Origin of the sequence: Clavibacter zhangzhiyongii, from assembly GCF_014775655.1 — a bacterium.
GTDB lineage: Bacteria > Actinomycetota > Actinomycetes > Actinomycetales > Microbacteriaceae > Clavibacter > Clavibacter zhangzhiyongii.
In genome coordinates, this window is record NZ_CP061274.1 from 2,772,914 (window position 1) to 2,786,801 (window position 13,888).

Annotated in this window: 11 protein-coding genes; 6 read left to right on the top strand and 5 right to left on the bottom strand. The window is 71.2% G+C overall.

The genetic code is table 11. From position 1 onward, the window contains the following. Window positions 1-43: 43 nt before the first annotated feature. Window positions 44-3,943 carry a DNA-directed RNA polymerase subunit beta' gene (locus H9X71_RS13110; RefSeq protein WP_191147470.1) on the bottom strand — a complete coding sequence of 1,300 codons (3,900 nt, stop codon included), beginning with the start codon at window positions 3,941-3,943 and terminating at the stop codon, window positions 44-46. 48 nt (window positions 3,944-3,991) lie between these two features. Next, entirely contained in the window at window positions 3,992-7,480 is a 3,489-nt protein-coding gene (gene rpoB, locus H9X71_RS13115; RefSeq protein WP_191147471.1) for a DNA-directed RNA polymerase subunit beta, read from the bottom strand. A gap of 305 nt (window positions 7,481-7,785) precedes the next feature. On the opposite strand from rpoB, the gene H9X71_RS13120 reads away from it, so the two are divergent. The 6 genes from H9X71_RS13120 to H9X71_RS13145 are packed head-to-tail and all read left to right on the top strand — an operon-like array spanning window position 7,786 to window position 12,358. Continuing rightward, the gene (locus H9X71_RS13120) at window positions 7,786-8,454 is read left to right on the top strand and encodes an MBL fold metallo-hydrolase (protein WP_191147472.1); all 669 of its coding nucleotides are present in this window, start codon (window positions 7,786-7,788) and stop codon (window positions 8,452-8,454) included. A gap of 53 nt (window positions 8,455-8,507) precedes the next feature. Beyond that, entirely contained in the window at window positions 8,508-9,365 is an 858-nt protein-coding gene (locus H9X71_RS13125; RefSeq protein ID WP_191147473.1) for a spermidine synthase, read from the top strand. A gap of 47 nt (window positions 9,366-9,412) precedes the next feature. After that, complete coding sequence (locus H9X71_RS13130) at window positions 9,413-10,594, top strand: PQQ-dependent sugar dehydrogenase (protein ID WP_191147474.1); 1,182 nt, start codon at window positions 9,413-9,415, stop codon at window positions 10,592-10,594. A 10-nt stretch (window positions 10,595-10,604) separates the two neighbouring features. Then, entirely contained in the window at window positions 10,605-11,135 is a 531-nt protein-coding gene (locus tag H9X71_RS13135) for a hypothetical protein (RefSeq protein WP_191147475.1), read from the top strand. Between the two features lie 36 nt (window positions 11,136-11,171). Next, entirely contained in the window at window positions 11,172-11,675 is a 504-nt protein-coding gene (locus tag H9X71_RS13140) for a SprT-like domain-containing protein (RefSeq protein ID WP_191147476.1), read from the top strand. After that, complete coding sequence (locus tag H9X71_RS13145) at window positions 11,672-12,358, top strand: CGNR zinc finger domain-containing protein (RefSeq protein ID WP_191147477.1); 687 nt, start codon at window positions 11,672-11,674, stop codon at window positions 12,356-12,358. Before H9X71_RS13140 ends, H9X71_RS13145 begins: the two co-directional genes overlap by 4 nt. 13 nt (window positions 12,359-12,371) lie before the next feature. Here H9X71_RS13145 and H9X71_RS13150 read toward each other — a convergent pair whose 3' ends face one another. The 3 genes from H9X71_RS13150 to H9X71_RS13160 form a co-directional block, all read right to left on the bottom strand. Beyond that, complete coding sequence (locus H9X71_RS13150) at window positions 12,372-12,674, bottom strand: DUF427 domain-containing protein (RefSeq protein WP_191147478.1); 303 nt, start codon at window positions 12,672-12,674, stop codon at window positions 12,372-12,374. A gap of 130 nt (window positions 12,675-12,804) precedes the next feature. Further along, window positions 12,805-13,398, bottom strand: a complete 594-nt coding sequence (locus tag H9X71_RS13155; protein ID WP_191147479.1) for a hypothetical protein — start codon at window positions 13,396-13,398, stop codon at window positions 12,805-12,807. Then, window positions 13,382-13,882, bottom strand: coding sequence for an EVE domain-containing protein (locus tag H9X71_RS13160; protein WP_191147480.1), 501 nt, complete (start codon window positions 13,880-13,882; stop codon window positions 13,382-13,384). The genes H9X71_RS13155 and H9X71_RS13160 overlap by 17 nt, the downstream gene beginning before the upstream one ends. Between the last annotated feature and the right edge of the window lie 6 nt (window positions 13,883-13,888).

Genomic DNA, 13,888 nt, shown 5'->3' on the forward strand with positions numbered 1-13,888 from the left:
CGGAGCGGGGCCCTTCTCATCGTGCGCTCACGCGCCGGCGTCCCTAGTTGTAGGTGCCGGGCGTGTAGTCGTCCGAGCTGAAGCTGTCGAAGTCGACGAAGCTCAGGTCGGACTCGTTGAACACCGACTCATCCGTGAAGATGCGGTTCGGGTAGCGCTCGGCCTTGGCCTCCTCCGTCGCGGTGACGGTGACGTCGCGGTACTTCGCGAGCCCCGTCCCGGCCGGGATCAGCTTGCCGATGATGACGTTCTCCTTGAGGCCCATCAGCGGGTCGGACTTGCCCTCCATGGCGGCCTGCGTGAGCACGCGGGTCGTCTCCTGGAAGGACGCGGCCGACAGCCACGACTCGGTCGCGAGCGAGGCCTTGGTGATTCCCATGACCTCCTGGCGGGCGGAGGCGGTCTTCTTGCCCTCCGTCAGCGTGGCGCGGTTGACCTCGTTGTAGCGGGCCCGGTCGACCAGCTCACCGGGGAGGAGGTCCGTGTCGCCGTGCTCGACGACCGTGACCTTGCGCAGCATCTGCCGCACGATGACCTCGATGTGCTTGTCGTGGATCGGGACGCCCTGCGAGCGGTAGACGCCCTGGACACCGCCCACGAGGTGCTTCTGCACCTCGCGCACGCCCTTGACCCGGAGGACCTCCTTCGGGTCGATGGCGCCGACGTGCAGCTGCTGCCCGAGCTCGACGTGCTGGCCGTCCTCGACGAGGAGGGTCGCGCGCTTGAGCACCGGGTAGATGTGCGGCTCGTCGCCGTTGTCCGGGGTCAGGATCACCTTGCGGCTGCGATCCGTGTCCTCGATCGTGATGCGACCGGCGGCCTCCGCGATGGGCGACGCACCCTTGGGGGTGCGGGCCTCGAAGAGCTCCTGCACGCGGGGCAGACCCTGCGTGATGTCGTCCGCCGATGCCACACCGCCGGTGTGGAAGGTGCGCATTGTGAGCTGCGTGCCGGGCTCGCCGATCGACTGGGCCGCGATGATGCCGACGGCCTCGCCGATGTCGACGAGCTTGCCCGTGGCGAGCGAACGGCCGTAGCAGGCCGCGCACACGCCGACGGCGGACTCGCAGGTCAGGACCGAGCGCACCTTGATCTCGTGCACGCCGGCCGAGATGAGGTGGTCGATCATGACGTCGCCGACGTCGCTGCCCGCGGGGGCGACGACCTCGCCGGCCTCGTTGACCGCGTCAGCGGCCAGCGAGCGGGCGTACACCGAGTTCTCCACGTTGGAGTCGCGCACCGACATGCCGTCCGCCGCCTGGGTGGCGATCGGCAGGTCGAGGCCGCGGCCGGTGCCGCAGTCGTCCTCGCGGATGATGACGTCCTGCGATACGTCCACCAGACGACGGGTGAGGTACCCGGAGTCGGCGGTGCGCAGCGCGGTGTCGGCCAGTCCCTTACGGGCGCCGTGGGTGGAGATGAAGTACTCCGCCACCGTCAGGCCCTCGCGGTACGAGTGGACGATCGGGCGGGGGATGATCTCGCCCTTCGGGTTCGACACGAGGCCGCGCATGCCGGCGATCTGGCGGACCTGCATCCAGTTGCCTCGTGCCCCGGAGGACACCATGCGGTTGATGTTGTTGTCGGCGGGGAGGTTGTCCTCCATCGCCTTCGCGACCTCGGCGGTGGCCTTGTTCCAGATCTCGATGAGCTCCTGACGACGCTCGGCGTTCGTCGTGAGGCCCTTCTCGAACTGGCCCTGGACCTTGGCGGCCTGCTTCTCGTAGCCCGACAGGATGGCCGCCTTGGTGGGCGGGGTCAGCACGTCGGAGAGGGCGACCGTGACGCCGGAGCGCGTGGCCCAGTAGAAGCCCGCGTCCTTGATCCGGTCGAGCGCCGCGGCGACCTCCACCTTGGGGTAGCGCTCGGCGAGGTCGTTGACGATCTCGGAGAGCTTGCCCTTGTCGGCGACGGCCTCGATGTAGGGGTAGTCGACCGGCAGGGTCTCGTTGAACAGCGCGCGACCGAGGGTGGTCTCGAGCAGCACGGGACCGACGGTCTTGCCCTTCTCGTCGAGCTCGACGCCCTCGGGCGTCTCGCCTTCGGCGAAGTAGAGGTCGTGCAGGCGGATGCGCACCTTGGCGTTGAGGTCCAGCGAGAGCTGGTCCTTCGCCAGGATGGCCTCGGCCACCGAGCTGAACGCGCGACCCTCACCGGCGACGCCCTCCTTGAGGGTGGTCAGGTGGTGCAGGCCGATGATCATGTCCTGCGTGGGCAGGGTGACCGGCCGTCCGTCCGACGGCTTGAGGATGTTGTTCGAGGCGAGCATCAGGATGCGCGCCTCGGCCTGGGCCTCGACCGACAGGGGCAGGTGGACGGCCATCTGGTCGCCGTCGAAGTCCGCGTTGAACGCGGCGCAGACGAGCGGGTGCAGCTGGATGGCCTTGCCCTCCACGAGCTGGGGCTCGAACGCCTGGATGCCCAGACGGTGGAGCGTGGGCGCGCGGTTGAGCAGCACGGGGCGCTCGCGGATGATCTCCTCGAGCACGTCCCAGACCTGTCCGCGGCTGCGCTCGACCATGCGCTTGGCGGCCTTGATGTTCTGGGCGTGGCTCAGGTCGATCAGGCGCTTGATGACGAACGGCTTGAACAGCTCGAGCGCCATCTGCTTGGGCAGACCGCACTGGTGCAGCTTGAGCTGCGGTCCGACGATGATGACCGAGCGGCCCGAGTAGTCCACGCGCTTGCCGAGCAGGTTCTGGCGGAACCGGCCCTGCTTGCCCTTCAGCATGTCGCTGAGGGACTTGAGCGCGCGATTGCCGGTGCCCGTGACGGGACGACCGCGGCGGCCGTTGTCGAACAGCGCGTCGACGGCCTCCTGCAGCATGCGCTTCTCGTTGTTCACGATGATCTCGGGGGCGCCGAGGTCGAGGAGACGACGGAGGCGGTTGTTCCGGTTGATCACGCGGCGGTACAGGTCGTTCAGGTCGCTGGTCGCGAAGCGGCCGCCGTCGAGCTGCACCATCGGGCGCAGCTCCGGCGGGATGACCGGGACGACCTGCAGCACCATCGCGGCCGGCGAGTTGCCGGTGGCGAGGAAGGAGCTGACGACGCGCAGGCGCTTGATGGCGCGGATCTTCTTCTGGCCCTTGCCGGTGGCGATCTGCTCGCGGAGCAGCTCCCCCTCGGCCTCGAGGTCGAAGGCCTCCAGGCGCTTCTGGATCGCCTCGGCGCCCATGTGGGCCTCGAAGTAGATGCCGAAGCGGTCCTGCAGCTCGTGGAAGACGGCGTCCTCGGGCTTGAGCTCGCCGACCTTGAGGCTGCGGAACTCCTCCCAGACGCGCTCGAGGCGGGAGATGTCCTCGTCGAACGCCTTGCGCGTCTGACCCATCTCCTTCTCGGCGCCGTCCTTCGCGCGACGCTTCTGGTCGCTCTTGGCGCCCTCGGCCTCCAGCGCGGCCAGGTCGGTCTCGAGACGCCCGAGGCGCTCGGCGATCTGGCTGTCGCGCTGGTCCTGCAGGGTCTTGATCTCGAGCCGGAGCTCGTTCTCGAGGCCCGGCATGTCCTCGTGGCGAGCGTCCTCGTCCACGCTGATCACCATGTAGGCGGCGAAGTAGATGACCTTCTCGAGGTCCTTCGGCGCCATGTCGAGCAGGTAGCCGAGGCGCGAGGGCACGCCCTTGAAGTACCAGATGTGCGTGACGGGCGCGGCGAGCTCGATGTGGCCCATGCGCTCGCGGCGGACCGCGGACTTGGTGACCTCCACGCCGCAGCGCTCGCAGACGATGCCCTTGAAGCGCACCCGCTTGTACTTGCCGCAGGAGCACTCCCAGTCACGGCTGGGTCCGAAGATCTGCTCTCCGAAGAGGCCGTCCTTCTCGGGCTTCAGCGTGCGGTAGTTGATGGTCTCGGGCTTCTTGACCTCACCGTGCGACCAGCGGCGGATGTCGTCGGCCGTCGCGAGGCCGATCCGCAGCTCATCGAAAGTTGTTACGTCGAGCAATTTTCCTTCTCTCCTTGGAAAGCTTCGAGTCGAAAGTCTTGAGCGGGCTTAGATGTCGTCGATGCTGGACGACTCGAAGCGGGTGGAGATGTTGATGCCGAGCTCCTCCGCCGCGCGGAAGACCTCGTCATCCGTGTCGCGCAGGCTGACCGCCTGGCCGTCCGCCGAGAGGACCTCGACGTTCAGGCAGAGGGACTGCATCTCCTTGATCAGGACCTTGAAGGACTCGGGGATACCCGGTTCCTGGATGTTCTCGCCCTTGACGATGGCCTCGTACACCTTCACGCGGCCGAGGATGTCGTCCGACTTGATGGTGAGGAGCTCCTGGAGCGCGTAGGCCGCTCCGTATGCCTCGAGCGCCCACACCTCCATCTCGCCGAACCGCTGGCCGCCGAACTGGGCCTTACCGCCCAGGGGCTGCTGCGTGATCATCGAGTAGGGACCCGTCGAGCGCGCGTGGATCTTGTCGTCCACCAGGTGGTGCAGCTTCAGGATGTACATGTAGCCGACCGAGACGGGCTCGGGGAACGGCTCGCCGGAGCGGCCGTCGAACAGGCGCGTCTTGCCGCTGGACCCGATGAGGCGGTCGCCGTCGCGGGTGACCGTCGTCGAGTCGAGCAGGCCGGCGATCTCCTCCTCGAGCGCTCCGTCGAACACCGGGGTGGCGACCTTCGTGCCGGCCGGGGCCTGGCGCGCGTGGTCGGGCAGGCGCTCGGCCCACTTGGGGCTCCCCTCGACCTCCCAGCCCTGCTTGGCGATCCACCCGAGGTGGGTCTCCAGGACCTGGCCGAAGTTCATGCGGCCGGGGATGCCGAGCGGGTTGAGGATGACGTCGACCGGGGTCCCGTCGGCGAGGAACGGCATGTCCTCGACCGGCAGGATCTTGGAGATGACGCCCTTGTTGCCGTGACGGCCGGCGAGCTTGTCGCCCTCGGTGATCTTGCGCTTCTGCGCGATGAACACCACGACGCGCTGGTTGACGCCCGAGCCGAGCTCGTCGTCGCCGTCCTGCGAGTCGAAGACCTTGACGCCGATGATCGTGCCCTGCTCGCCGTGGGGCACCTTCAGGGACGTGTCGCGGACCTCGCGGCTCTTCTCGTTGAAGATCGCGCGCAGCAGGCGCTCCTCGGCGCTGAGCTCGGTCTCGCCCTTCGGCGTGACCTTGCCCACGAGGATGTCGCCGGGGCGGACCTCGGCGCCGATGCGGATGATGCCGCGCTCGTCGAGGTCGGCGAGCAGCTCGGGGCTGACGTTGGGGAGGTCACGGGTGATCTCCTCCTTGCCCAGCTTCGTGTCGCGCGCGTCGACCTCGTACTCCTCGATGTGGATGGAGGAGAGGGTGTCGTCCTTGACCAGGTTCTGGCTCAGGATGATCGCGTCCTCGAAGTTGTGGCCCTCCCACGGCATGAACGCGACGAGCAGGTTCTTGCCGAGCGCGAGCTCGCCGTTCTCCGTGGCGGGGCCGTCGGCGATGACCTCGCCGGCCTCGATGCGGTCGCCGGCCGAGACCAGGACGCGGTGGTTGTAGCTCGTGCCCTGGTTGGAGCGGTCGAACTTGCGCAGGTAGTAGGTCTGCGTGCCGCCCTCGTCGAGCTGGATGGTGACGACCTCGGCCGACACCTCCTGCACGACGCCCGAGGCGTCGGCGGTGAGGACGTCGCCGGCGTCGATCGCCGCGTAGCCCTCCATGCCGGTGCCGACGAGCGGGCTCTCGCTGCGCAGCAGCGGGACAGCCTGACGCTGCATGTTCGCGCCCATGAGGGCCCGGTTCGCGTCGTCGTGCTCGAGGAACGGGATGAGCGAGGTGGCGACGGACACCATCTGGCGCGGGGAGACGTCCATGTAGTGGACGTTCTCCTTCGCGACGAGCTCCACCTCACCGCCCTTGGGGCGGACGAGGACGCGGTCCTCCGCGAAGCGGAAGTCCTTCGTGAGGGGCGCGTTGGCCTGGGCGACGAGGAACTCGTCCTCCTCGCTGGCCGTGAGGTAGTCGATCGTGTCGGTGACCACGCCGTCGACGACGCGACGGTACGGGGTCTCGATGAAGCCGAACGAGTTGATGCGGGCGAACGACGCCAGCGAGCCGATCAGGCCGATGTTCGGGCCCTCGGGGGTCTCGATGGGGCACATGCGGCCGTAGTGCGACGGGTGGACGTCGCGGACCTCGACGCCGGCGCGCTCACGGGACAGACCACCCGGGCCGAGCGCCGACAGGCGGCGCTTGTGGGTGAGACCCGCGAGCGGGTTGTTCTGGTCCATGAACTGCGACAGCTGGCTCGTGCCGAAGAACTCCTTGATCGCGGCGACGACGGGGCGCACGTTGATCAGGGTCTGGGGCGTGATGGCCTCGATGTCCTGCGTGGTCATGCGCTCGCGGACGACGCGCTCCATGCGGGACAGACCGGTGCGCACCTGGTTCTGGATGAGCTCGCCGACCGCGCGGATGCGGCGGTTGCCGAAGTGGTCGATGTCGTCCACGTCGAGGCGCAGCTCGACGGGCTTGCCGTCGCGCGTGCCGTTCATCTTCGTCTCGTTCGCGTGCAGCGAGACGAGGTACTTGATGGTCGCGAGGATGTCCTCGACCGTCAGCACCGAGTCGGTGAGCTGCTTGTCGATGCCGAGCTTGCGGTTGATCTTGTAGCGACCCACCTTCGCCAGGTCGTAGCGCTTCGGGTTGAAGTAGAAGTTGTCGAGCAGCGCGCGGGCGGCCTCGGCGGCGACCTGCTCGCCGGGACGGAGCTTGCGGTAGATGTCCTTGAGGGCCTCCTCCTTGGTGAGGATGGAGTCCTTCTCGAGCGTGAGCTCGATGGACGCGACGCCCTTGAACTCCTCGAGGATCTGCTCGCTGGTGAGGCCGAGGGCCTTCAGGAACACGGTGACCGACTGCTTGCGCTTGCGGTCGATGCGGACGCCGACCTGGTCGCGCTTGTCGATCTCGAACTCGAGCCAGGCGCCGCGGGACGGGATGACGCGGGCGGAGTAGATGTCCTTGTCGGAGGTCTTCTCCTGCTGGCGCTCGAAGTACACGCCGGGCGAGCGGACTAGCTGGGACACGACGACACGCTCGGTGCCGTTGATGATGAACGTGCCCTTCTCCGTCATGAGGGGGAAGTCGCCCATGAAGACCGTCTGGGTCTTGATCTCACCCGTGAGGTGGTTCATGAACTCGGCCTCGACGTAGAGGGGAGCAGAGTAGGTCTTGCCGCGCTCCTTGCACTCGTCGATGGAGTACTTCTGCTCCTCGAGGTACGGGTTCGTGAACCCGAGCTGCATGGTCTCGCCCAGGTCCTCGATGGGGGAGATCTCCTCGAAGATCTCCTCGAGGCCGGAGTTGAGCGCGAGGTCGGTGCGACCCTGCTTGGTGCCCTCCTCGACGCGCCGCTTCCACACGTCCGAGCCGACGAGCCAGTCGAAGCTCTCGGTCTGCAGGGCGAGCAGGTCGGGGACGGTGAGGGTGTCAGTGATCTTCGCGAACGAGAGCCGCGATGCGTCGCGACCGTTCTGGGGAGTGGGAGTTGCGTTGCGCGCAGCAGCCAAGGAAATTACCTCCGTGGGCCCCGTCGGGCTCCGATGTCGTCGATACGCCGAGACCGACCCGGGACGTGACCCGTGCCGATCCTGATGGAGTTGCTCGCCACACCTCGCGGGATGGGCTCGGGATGGACCCGAGCGCACACGATGACCGACCGCAATATGAAGGCAAAAGGGAGTGGGAGCGCAAAGGATCACCATACGGGTCGCGACGCGCCATGTCCAGCGGAATCTTGCATCCTCGGCGTGTCTCGGTGTATAACGTCCGGTCGCCCTGTCGGACGGCCGCTCGGCCCGCGTAGCGTCGGGGCATGAGCGATCCCTGGCACGTGTCCCCCGGCGGCCCCTCGCACGTGCACCGGGCGGGCGACGTGGAGGTCCGGAAGGCCTCCGTGGGCGCGATGGACAACGACGCGTACCTCCTCACCGACCTCGACTCCGGCGAGCGCCTGCTGGTCGACGCGGCCGCGGACGCCGACCGCCTGCTGGCCCTCGTCGCCGAGCCGGATCCCGTCGGCCGGCTGGCCGTCGTCGTCACGACCCACGGCCACGCCGACCACCACGGCGCCCTCGCGGCCGTCGTCGACGCGACCGACGCGACCGCCGCCGTGGGCGCCGCCGACGCCGACGACCTCCCCCTCGATGCCGACCGGCGGCTCGCGCACGGCGACGAGGTGGCGTTCGGCGGCATGGTGCTCGAGGTCGTCGCGCTCCGCGGCCACACGCCCGGGAGCGTCGCGCTCGTCCTGCAGCCGGGCGACGGCAGCACGCACCTGTTCACGGGCGACTCGCTCTTCCCCGGCGGGGTCGGCAGCACGCAGGGCGACCCGGACCGCTTCCGGCAGCTGATGGACGACGTCGAGGAGCGGCTCTTCGCGCGCTTCCCCGACGACGCGCACGTGCACCCCGGCCACGGCGACTCGACGACGCTCGGCGCCGAGCGCGGATCCCTCGCCGCCTGGCGCTCGCGCGGCTGGTGACGGGTCGCCCGGCGGCCGGGCCCGCTCCCGCAGCGGGCGCCTAGGCTGAGGAGATGCCCGAGCACCCGTCGACCGTCCTGTCCCTGAGCGGGCACCGGGCCGTCATCGAGCCCGACCGGTTCGTGCCGGGCGCGTACCAGCTCGTGGTCGACGGCACGCCCCAGTCGCACGTCAACATGGACGACCCGGGCGAGCTGTTCTTCGAGTACGTGCAGCGGATGGGGCACGTCATCGACCTCGTCGGCGACCCCGGCCAGCCGATCACCGCGCTGCATCTCGGCGCCGGCGCGCTCACCATCCCGCGGTACGTCGAGGAGACCCGGCCAGGATCCCGCCAGCAGGTCATCGAGCTCGAGCAGGACCTCGTGGGGCTCGTCCGCGAGCACCTGCCGTGGTCGCGGAAGGCCTCCATCCGACTGCGCTACGGCGACGCGCGCGAGGTGATGGGGCGGCTGCCCCAGGGGCTCCGCGGCTCCGTCGACCTCATCGTCGTGGACGTGTTCAGCGGCGCCCGCACGCCCGCGCACATCACGAGCCGCGAGTTCCACGCGGAGGCCGCCGCGTTCCTCGCGCCCGGCGGGATCATGACGATCAACGTCGCCGACGGCCACGGGCTCGCGTTCGCGCGCGGCCAGGCCGCGACGATCCAGGACGTCCTGCCGCACGTCGCCGCCCTCGCGGAGACGCAGGTGCTGAAGGGCCGCCGGTTCGGCAACGTCGTGTTCGCCGCCTCGGCCACCCCGCTGCCGCTCGACTTCGTGCCGCGCCTGCTCGCGGGCGGCCCGCATCCCGCGAAGGTCGTCGAGGGGCGCGAGCTCACCGACTTCATCGCCGGCGCGTCCGTCGTGACCGACGCGACGGCCGTGCCCTCGCCCTCCCCCGCCCGCAGCATCTTCCAGACGAGGCCCTGACCGGCCTCATCCCGGGCACCGAGGCCCGCCGATCCACCGGAGTCACCATGAACCGCCGCTCCCGCACCCGCCCGGCTCGCCTCGCCGCGCTCGGCCTCGCCGCCCTGGTCGCGCTCACGGGGTGCACCAACGACGACGGCTCGCCCGTCGACGTCCGGGCCACCGAGCCGCCCGCGCCCTCCGCCGAGGCCTCCGACGCGGCGCCCGCGGGCGTCGCCCCGTCCGGCACGCCGACGGCGATCACGACGGGCCTCGTGTCGCCGTGGTCGATCGCCGAGCTGCCGTCCGGCTCCCTCCTCGTGAGCGAGCGCGACACCGCGCGCGTCGTCGAGGTGCTCGCCGACGGCACCACGCGCGTGGCCGGCGTCGTCGCGGGCGTCGGGCCGCTCGGCGAGGGCGGGCTCCTCGGCATCGCGCCGCGCGAGGCCGACGGCACCACGCAGCTCTACGCGTACCTCACCAGCGACACCGACAACCGCATCGTGCGCATGGACGTGACCGGCGAGGCCGGGTCGCTGGGGCTCGGGCCGGCCGAGGACGTGGTGACGGGGATCCCCCGCGACGCGAACCACAACGGCGGCCGCATCGCGTTCGGCCCCGACGGCATGCTCTACGCGACCACGGGCGACGCGGACCTCCGCGACGCGGCGCAGGACCCGATCTCGCTGGCCGGGAAGATCCTCCGCCTCACGCCCGAGGGCCAGGGCCCGGCCGACAACCCGACGCCCGGATCGCCCGTCTACTCGCTCGGGCACAGGAACCCGCAGGGGCTCGCGTGGGACGCCGAGGGCAACCTCTGGTCGGCCGAGTTCGGGCAGGACACCTGGGACGAGCTGAACCTCATCGAGCCCGGCGGGAACTACGGCTGGCCGGTCGTGGAGGGCTCCGGCGACGACCCGTCGGACGCGTACATCGACCCGGTCCGCCAGTGGGCGACCGACGACGCGAGCCCGAGCGGCATCGCGGTCGCGGGCGACACCATCTTCATGGCGGGCCTCGGCGGCCAGCGCCTCTGGGTGATCCGGCCGGGCGCCGTGCCCACCGACCCCATCCCCGACGACCGCGTCACCGAGTTCTACACGCGCGAGTTCGGGCGGATCCGCGACGTGCAGGCCGCGCCCGACGGGTCGCTGCGCATGCTCACGAACAACACCGACGGCCGCGGGCAGCCGCGCGAGGGCGACGACAAGCTGCTCCGGGTCGAGCTCATGCCGATCCAGGCGGGATAATCTCTTCCTCGTGACAGGCACCGCGATCATCATCGGCTACGACAGGGACACCCTCCGGGAGAAGGTGGACCTGCGGGCGGCCGGCGAGCGCCTGGACGAGCTGGAGGCCCTCCGCAGCCTCTCGGCCATCACCGAGAAGGTGGCGCTGCTGCGCATGCTCGGCCGGCTCGACGAGGCGTGGGACATGGCGAACGCCGCGGTCCGCCAGGCGCGCTTCACGGGCGACCGGGAGACGCTGCTCGCGTGCCGCATCCGCCGCGCGCAGGTGCAGCAGTACCAGGGCAAGCTCGACATCGCGCTGCAGGACCTCGGCGGCTGCGTCGACGAGGCCCGCGCCCACGAGTGGCACGCGCTCGAGGCCTTCGCGCTGCAGCACCGCGGCAAGGTGCACTTCGACCGCGGCGACTACCGCCACGCCCTCTCCGACTTCGAGGACGCGTACACGCTCCGCACCCGCGAGGGCCTGCCGAGCGACCAGCTGGAGAGCTCGGCGCTCGCCATCGACGTCGCCAAGGAGCGCATCGCCGCCCAGCCGGCGTGATGCGCCCGCTCGCTCCCCGGCCGCGGGCGGCCGGCCGTGGCTGACCTCGCCCGCGTGCGGGTCTGGGCCGACGCCCTGATCGCGCTGCACCTCGACCCGTCGTGGACCTTCGCGTTCGACCACGCCCGCACGCGCGCCGGCGCCTGCCACTACGGCGACAAGCGCATCACCGTCTCGCGGCACCTCGCCGGGCGGTTCGAGGACGACGAGATCCACCAGGTGCTCCTGCACGAGGTCGCGCACGCGCTCGCCGGGTCGCGCGCCGGGCACGGGCCGAGGTGGAAGGCGACGGCGGCGGAGCTCGGCTACGAGGGATCGCGGCTGCACTCGGGCGCGGTGGCCGAGGAGCTCGCGCCGTGGGTCGGCGCCTGCCCGGCCGGCCACGCGCACTTCCGCTACCGGAAGCCGACGAGGCCGCTCGCCTGCGGGCTGTGCTCGAAGCGCTTCGACGCGGCGCACCTCATCGCGTGGACCCGGCGGGACGTGCCGTCGGGCGCCTCCGCATCCGCATCCGCCCGGCGCCGCGAGGGCGCCGCGTGAGCCGGGCGCCGGGATCCGAGCGGCCGACCGGGCAGTGGATCGACGACCCCGACGGCCTGCGCTGGTTCCTCGACACGGGCGCGGTGAGCCTCGACCTCGCCTACACGGGCGCGCTCGGGGATCCGGAGCCGCGCGAGACGCTGGCGGACGCCGCCGCCCTCGGCGCGTGGCTGAGCGAGCACCTCGCGCCCGTCTCCGAGCCGGCCGAGCGCGACCTCGCGGACGCGCGCACGCTCCGGCAGGCCATCGGCGACATCGCCGCCGCGCTCGCGGACGACCGCGAGCCGGAGCCGCGCGACGTGGACGTGCTCAACCTGTACGCCGCGACGCCCGACCTGCCGCCCGCGCTCGGCGGCGGATCCCGCCAGGCCGGCCGCGCGCTCGCCCGGCCCGCGCAGGCGCTCGCGTCCGCGGCGCGCGACGCGGTGGCGGTGTTCGGCGCGGGATCCGAGCGGATCCACCGCTGCTCGGCCGACGACTGCACCGTGCTCTACCTCGACACGACCCGCTCGGGCACGCGCCGCTGGTGCTCGATGCGGCGCTGCGGCAACCGCGCGAAGGTGCGCGCCCACCGCGCGCGGCAGCTGCGGGAGCGGCGGACGGGGATCCCGGCGCGCGTCGCGCCCCCGCGTCCCGCCCCCGGGGACGACGACGGCCCGGGAGCGCGAGCCCCCGGGCCGTGATCGGAGATCCGCGTCACTCGCTGACGCGGACCTCCTTCCAGAACGCGATGTAGCCGCTGTAGTCGCGGCCGACGCGGTCGAACGAGGACGGGATGGGCGTCGGGTACGACCACGCGCGGTCCTGCAGCGGGGTCTCGCCGTCCTTCACGGAGTAGTACTGCGTGTCGCCCTTCCACGGGCAGTGGTACGGCGTGGAGGTCTCGGTGAGGAGCGACATGTCGACGCTCTGCGGCGGGAAGTACCAGTTGCCCTCGATCTCGATGAGCTCGTCCTTGGGGGCCTCGGCGACGGTGACGCCGTTCAGCTGTGCCTTCATGGGGTGCCTTTCCTGACGGTCCGGGCGTCACGCGGACGGCGGCGCCTGCTCCGGGGAACACGCGTCACGTCACGGCCATTCCGCCGGGGACGCGGGCGGCGGGATCCGGACAGGCGGCGATCCGCCCGGGTCAGGCGTCGCGGTGGAGGCGGTGCACGACCACGTCGGCGGACGCGACGGCCGCGACCGCCTGCGCGACGAGGTCGCCGTGCCCGGCCGCGTCGAGCCGGCGCGCGGAGACGCTCGCGGTGACGAGGTGGGAGACGGCCGGCCGGAGGCCCTGGTACGCGGCGCACGCGACGGCGGCCTCGGGGGACGCGGCGTCGATCCCGAGGGCGGCGAGCGCGTCGACGACGGCGCCCGCGGCGAGCTGGTCCTCGGCGGCCGTGCGCCAGGATCCGTCGGCCTCGACCGCGCCCGCGGCGACGACGGCCACGTACGCGCGACGGCCGAGCGCCTCCTGGAGCGCGAGGATCCAGCCGGCCACGGCCGGAGCGTCGGCGAGCCCGGCGCTCACGATCGCGGGACGCGCGGGGAGGGTCGCGACGACCTCGTCGCGGCGCGCCGCGGTGGGCGGGGGCACGGTCGGCAGCGCGTCGACCCAGACGATGACGTCGGCGCCGGTCGCGATGCGGCGGGCGCCCGCCACGCCGCCGTCGAGCCGCACCTGGTAGCGCGCCTGCGTCGACGGGTCGGGGTGCGCGGCGTCAGCGGAGGAGGTCACGATCCGATGCTACGGGCGTCCACGGCCCCGCCCCTCCCCGGATGACGCGGCGCGACGGCTCGGGCGCCCCGCGGCGCATCGCCTGGCGGATCACCTCGAAGTCGTCGCGCGTGATCTCGAGCAGCCCGGGCGCGAGCTTCCGGCCCCACTCGAGGGAGTCGCGGGTGAAGTCGAGCACGGGCACGAGCGGGCGGATGGGCGCGTCGACGGCGCCGAGGTCCCAGTCCATCCGCCGCCGCCACGGCCGCCACTCGCCCACGCGCCCCTGGTAGGGCGCGGCGTCGGCGACGCGGCCGATCGCGGTGAAGGAGCGGAGGAGCTGCCCGTCGGGGTACGACTCGCGCGGCGAGTAGTAGACGAAGCCGTCGGCCTCGCCGAGCCGTTCGACCGGTTCGCGGGCGCCGCGGTTGACCTGCGCGATGCCGAGGTCCAGGCCGTCGAGCACGCGGTCGCGCGAGACGACGCCCACCCAGTACCTGATCATGTCCGT

Excerpts from the sequence above, each read along its gene's own strand:
- H9X71_RS13120 (WP_191147472.1), top strand. The coding sequence starts at position 7,786 with ATGAGCGATCCCTGGCACGTGTCCCCCGGCGGCCCCTCGCACGTGCAC.
- H9X71_RS13125 (WP_191147473.1), top strand. The coding sequence starts at position 8,508 with ATGCCCGAGCACCCGTCGACCGTCCTGTCCCTGAGCGGGCACCGGGCC.
- H9X71_RS13130 (WP_191147474.1), top strand. The coding sequence starts at position 9,413 with ATGAACCGCCGCTCCCGCACCCGCCCGGCTCGCCTCGCCGCGCTCGGC.
- H9X71_RS13150 (WP_191147478.1), bottom strand. The coding sequence starts at position 12,674 with ATGAAGGCACAGCTGAACGGCGTCACCGTCGCCGAGGCCCCCAAGGAC.
- H9X71_RS13160 (WP_191147480.1), bottom strand. The coding sequence starts at position 13,882 with ATGATCAGGTACTGGGTGGGCGTCGTCTCGCGCGACCGCGTGCTCGAC.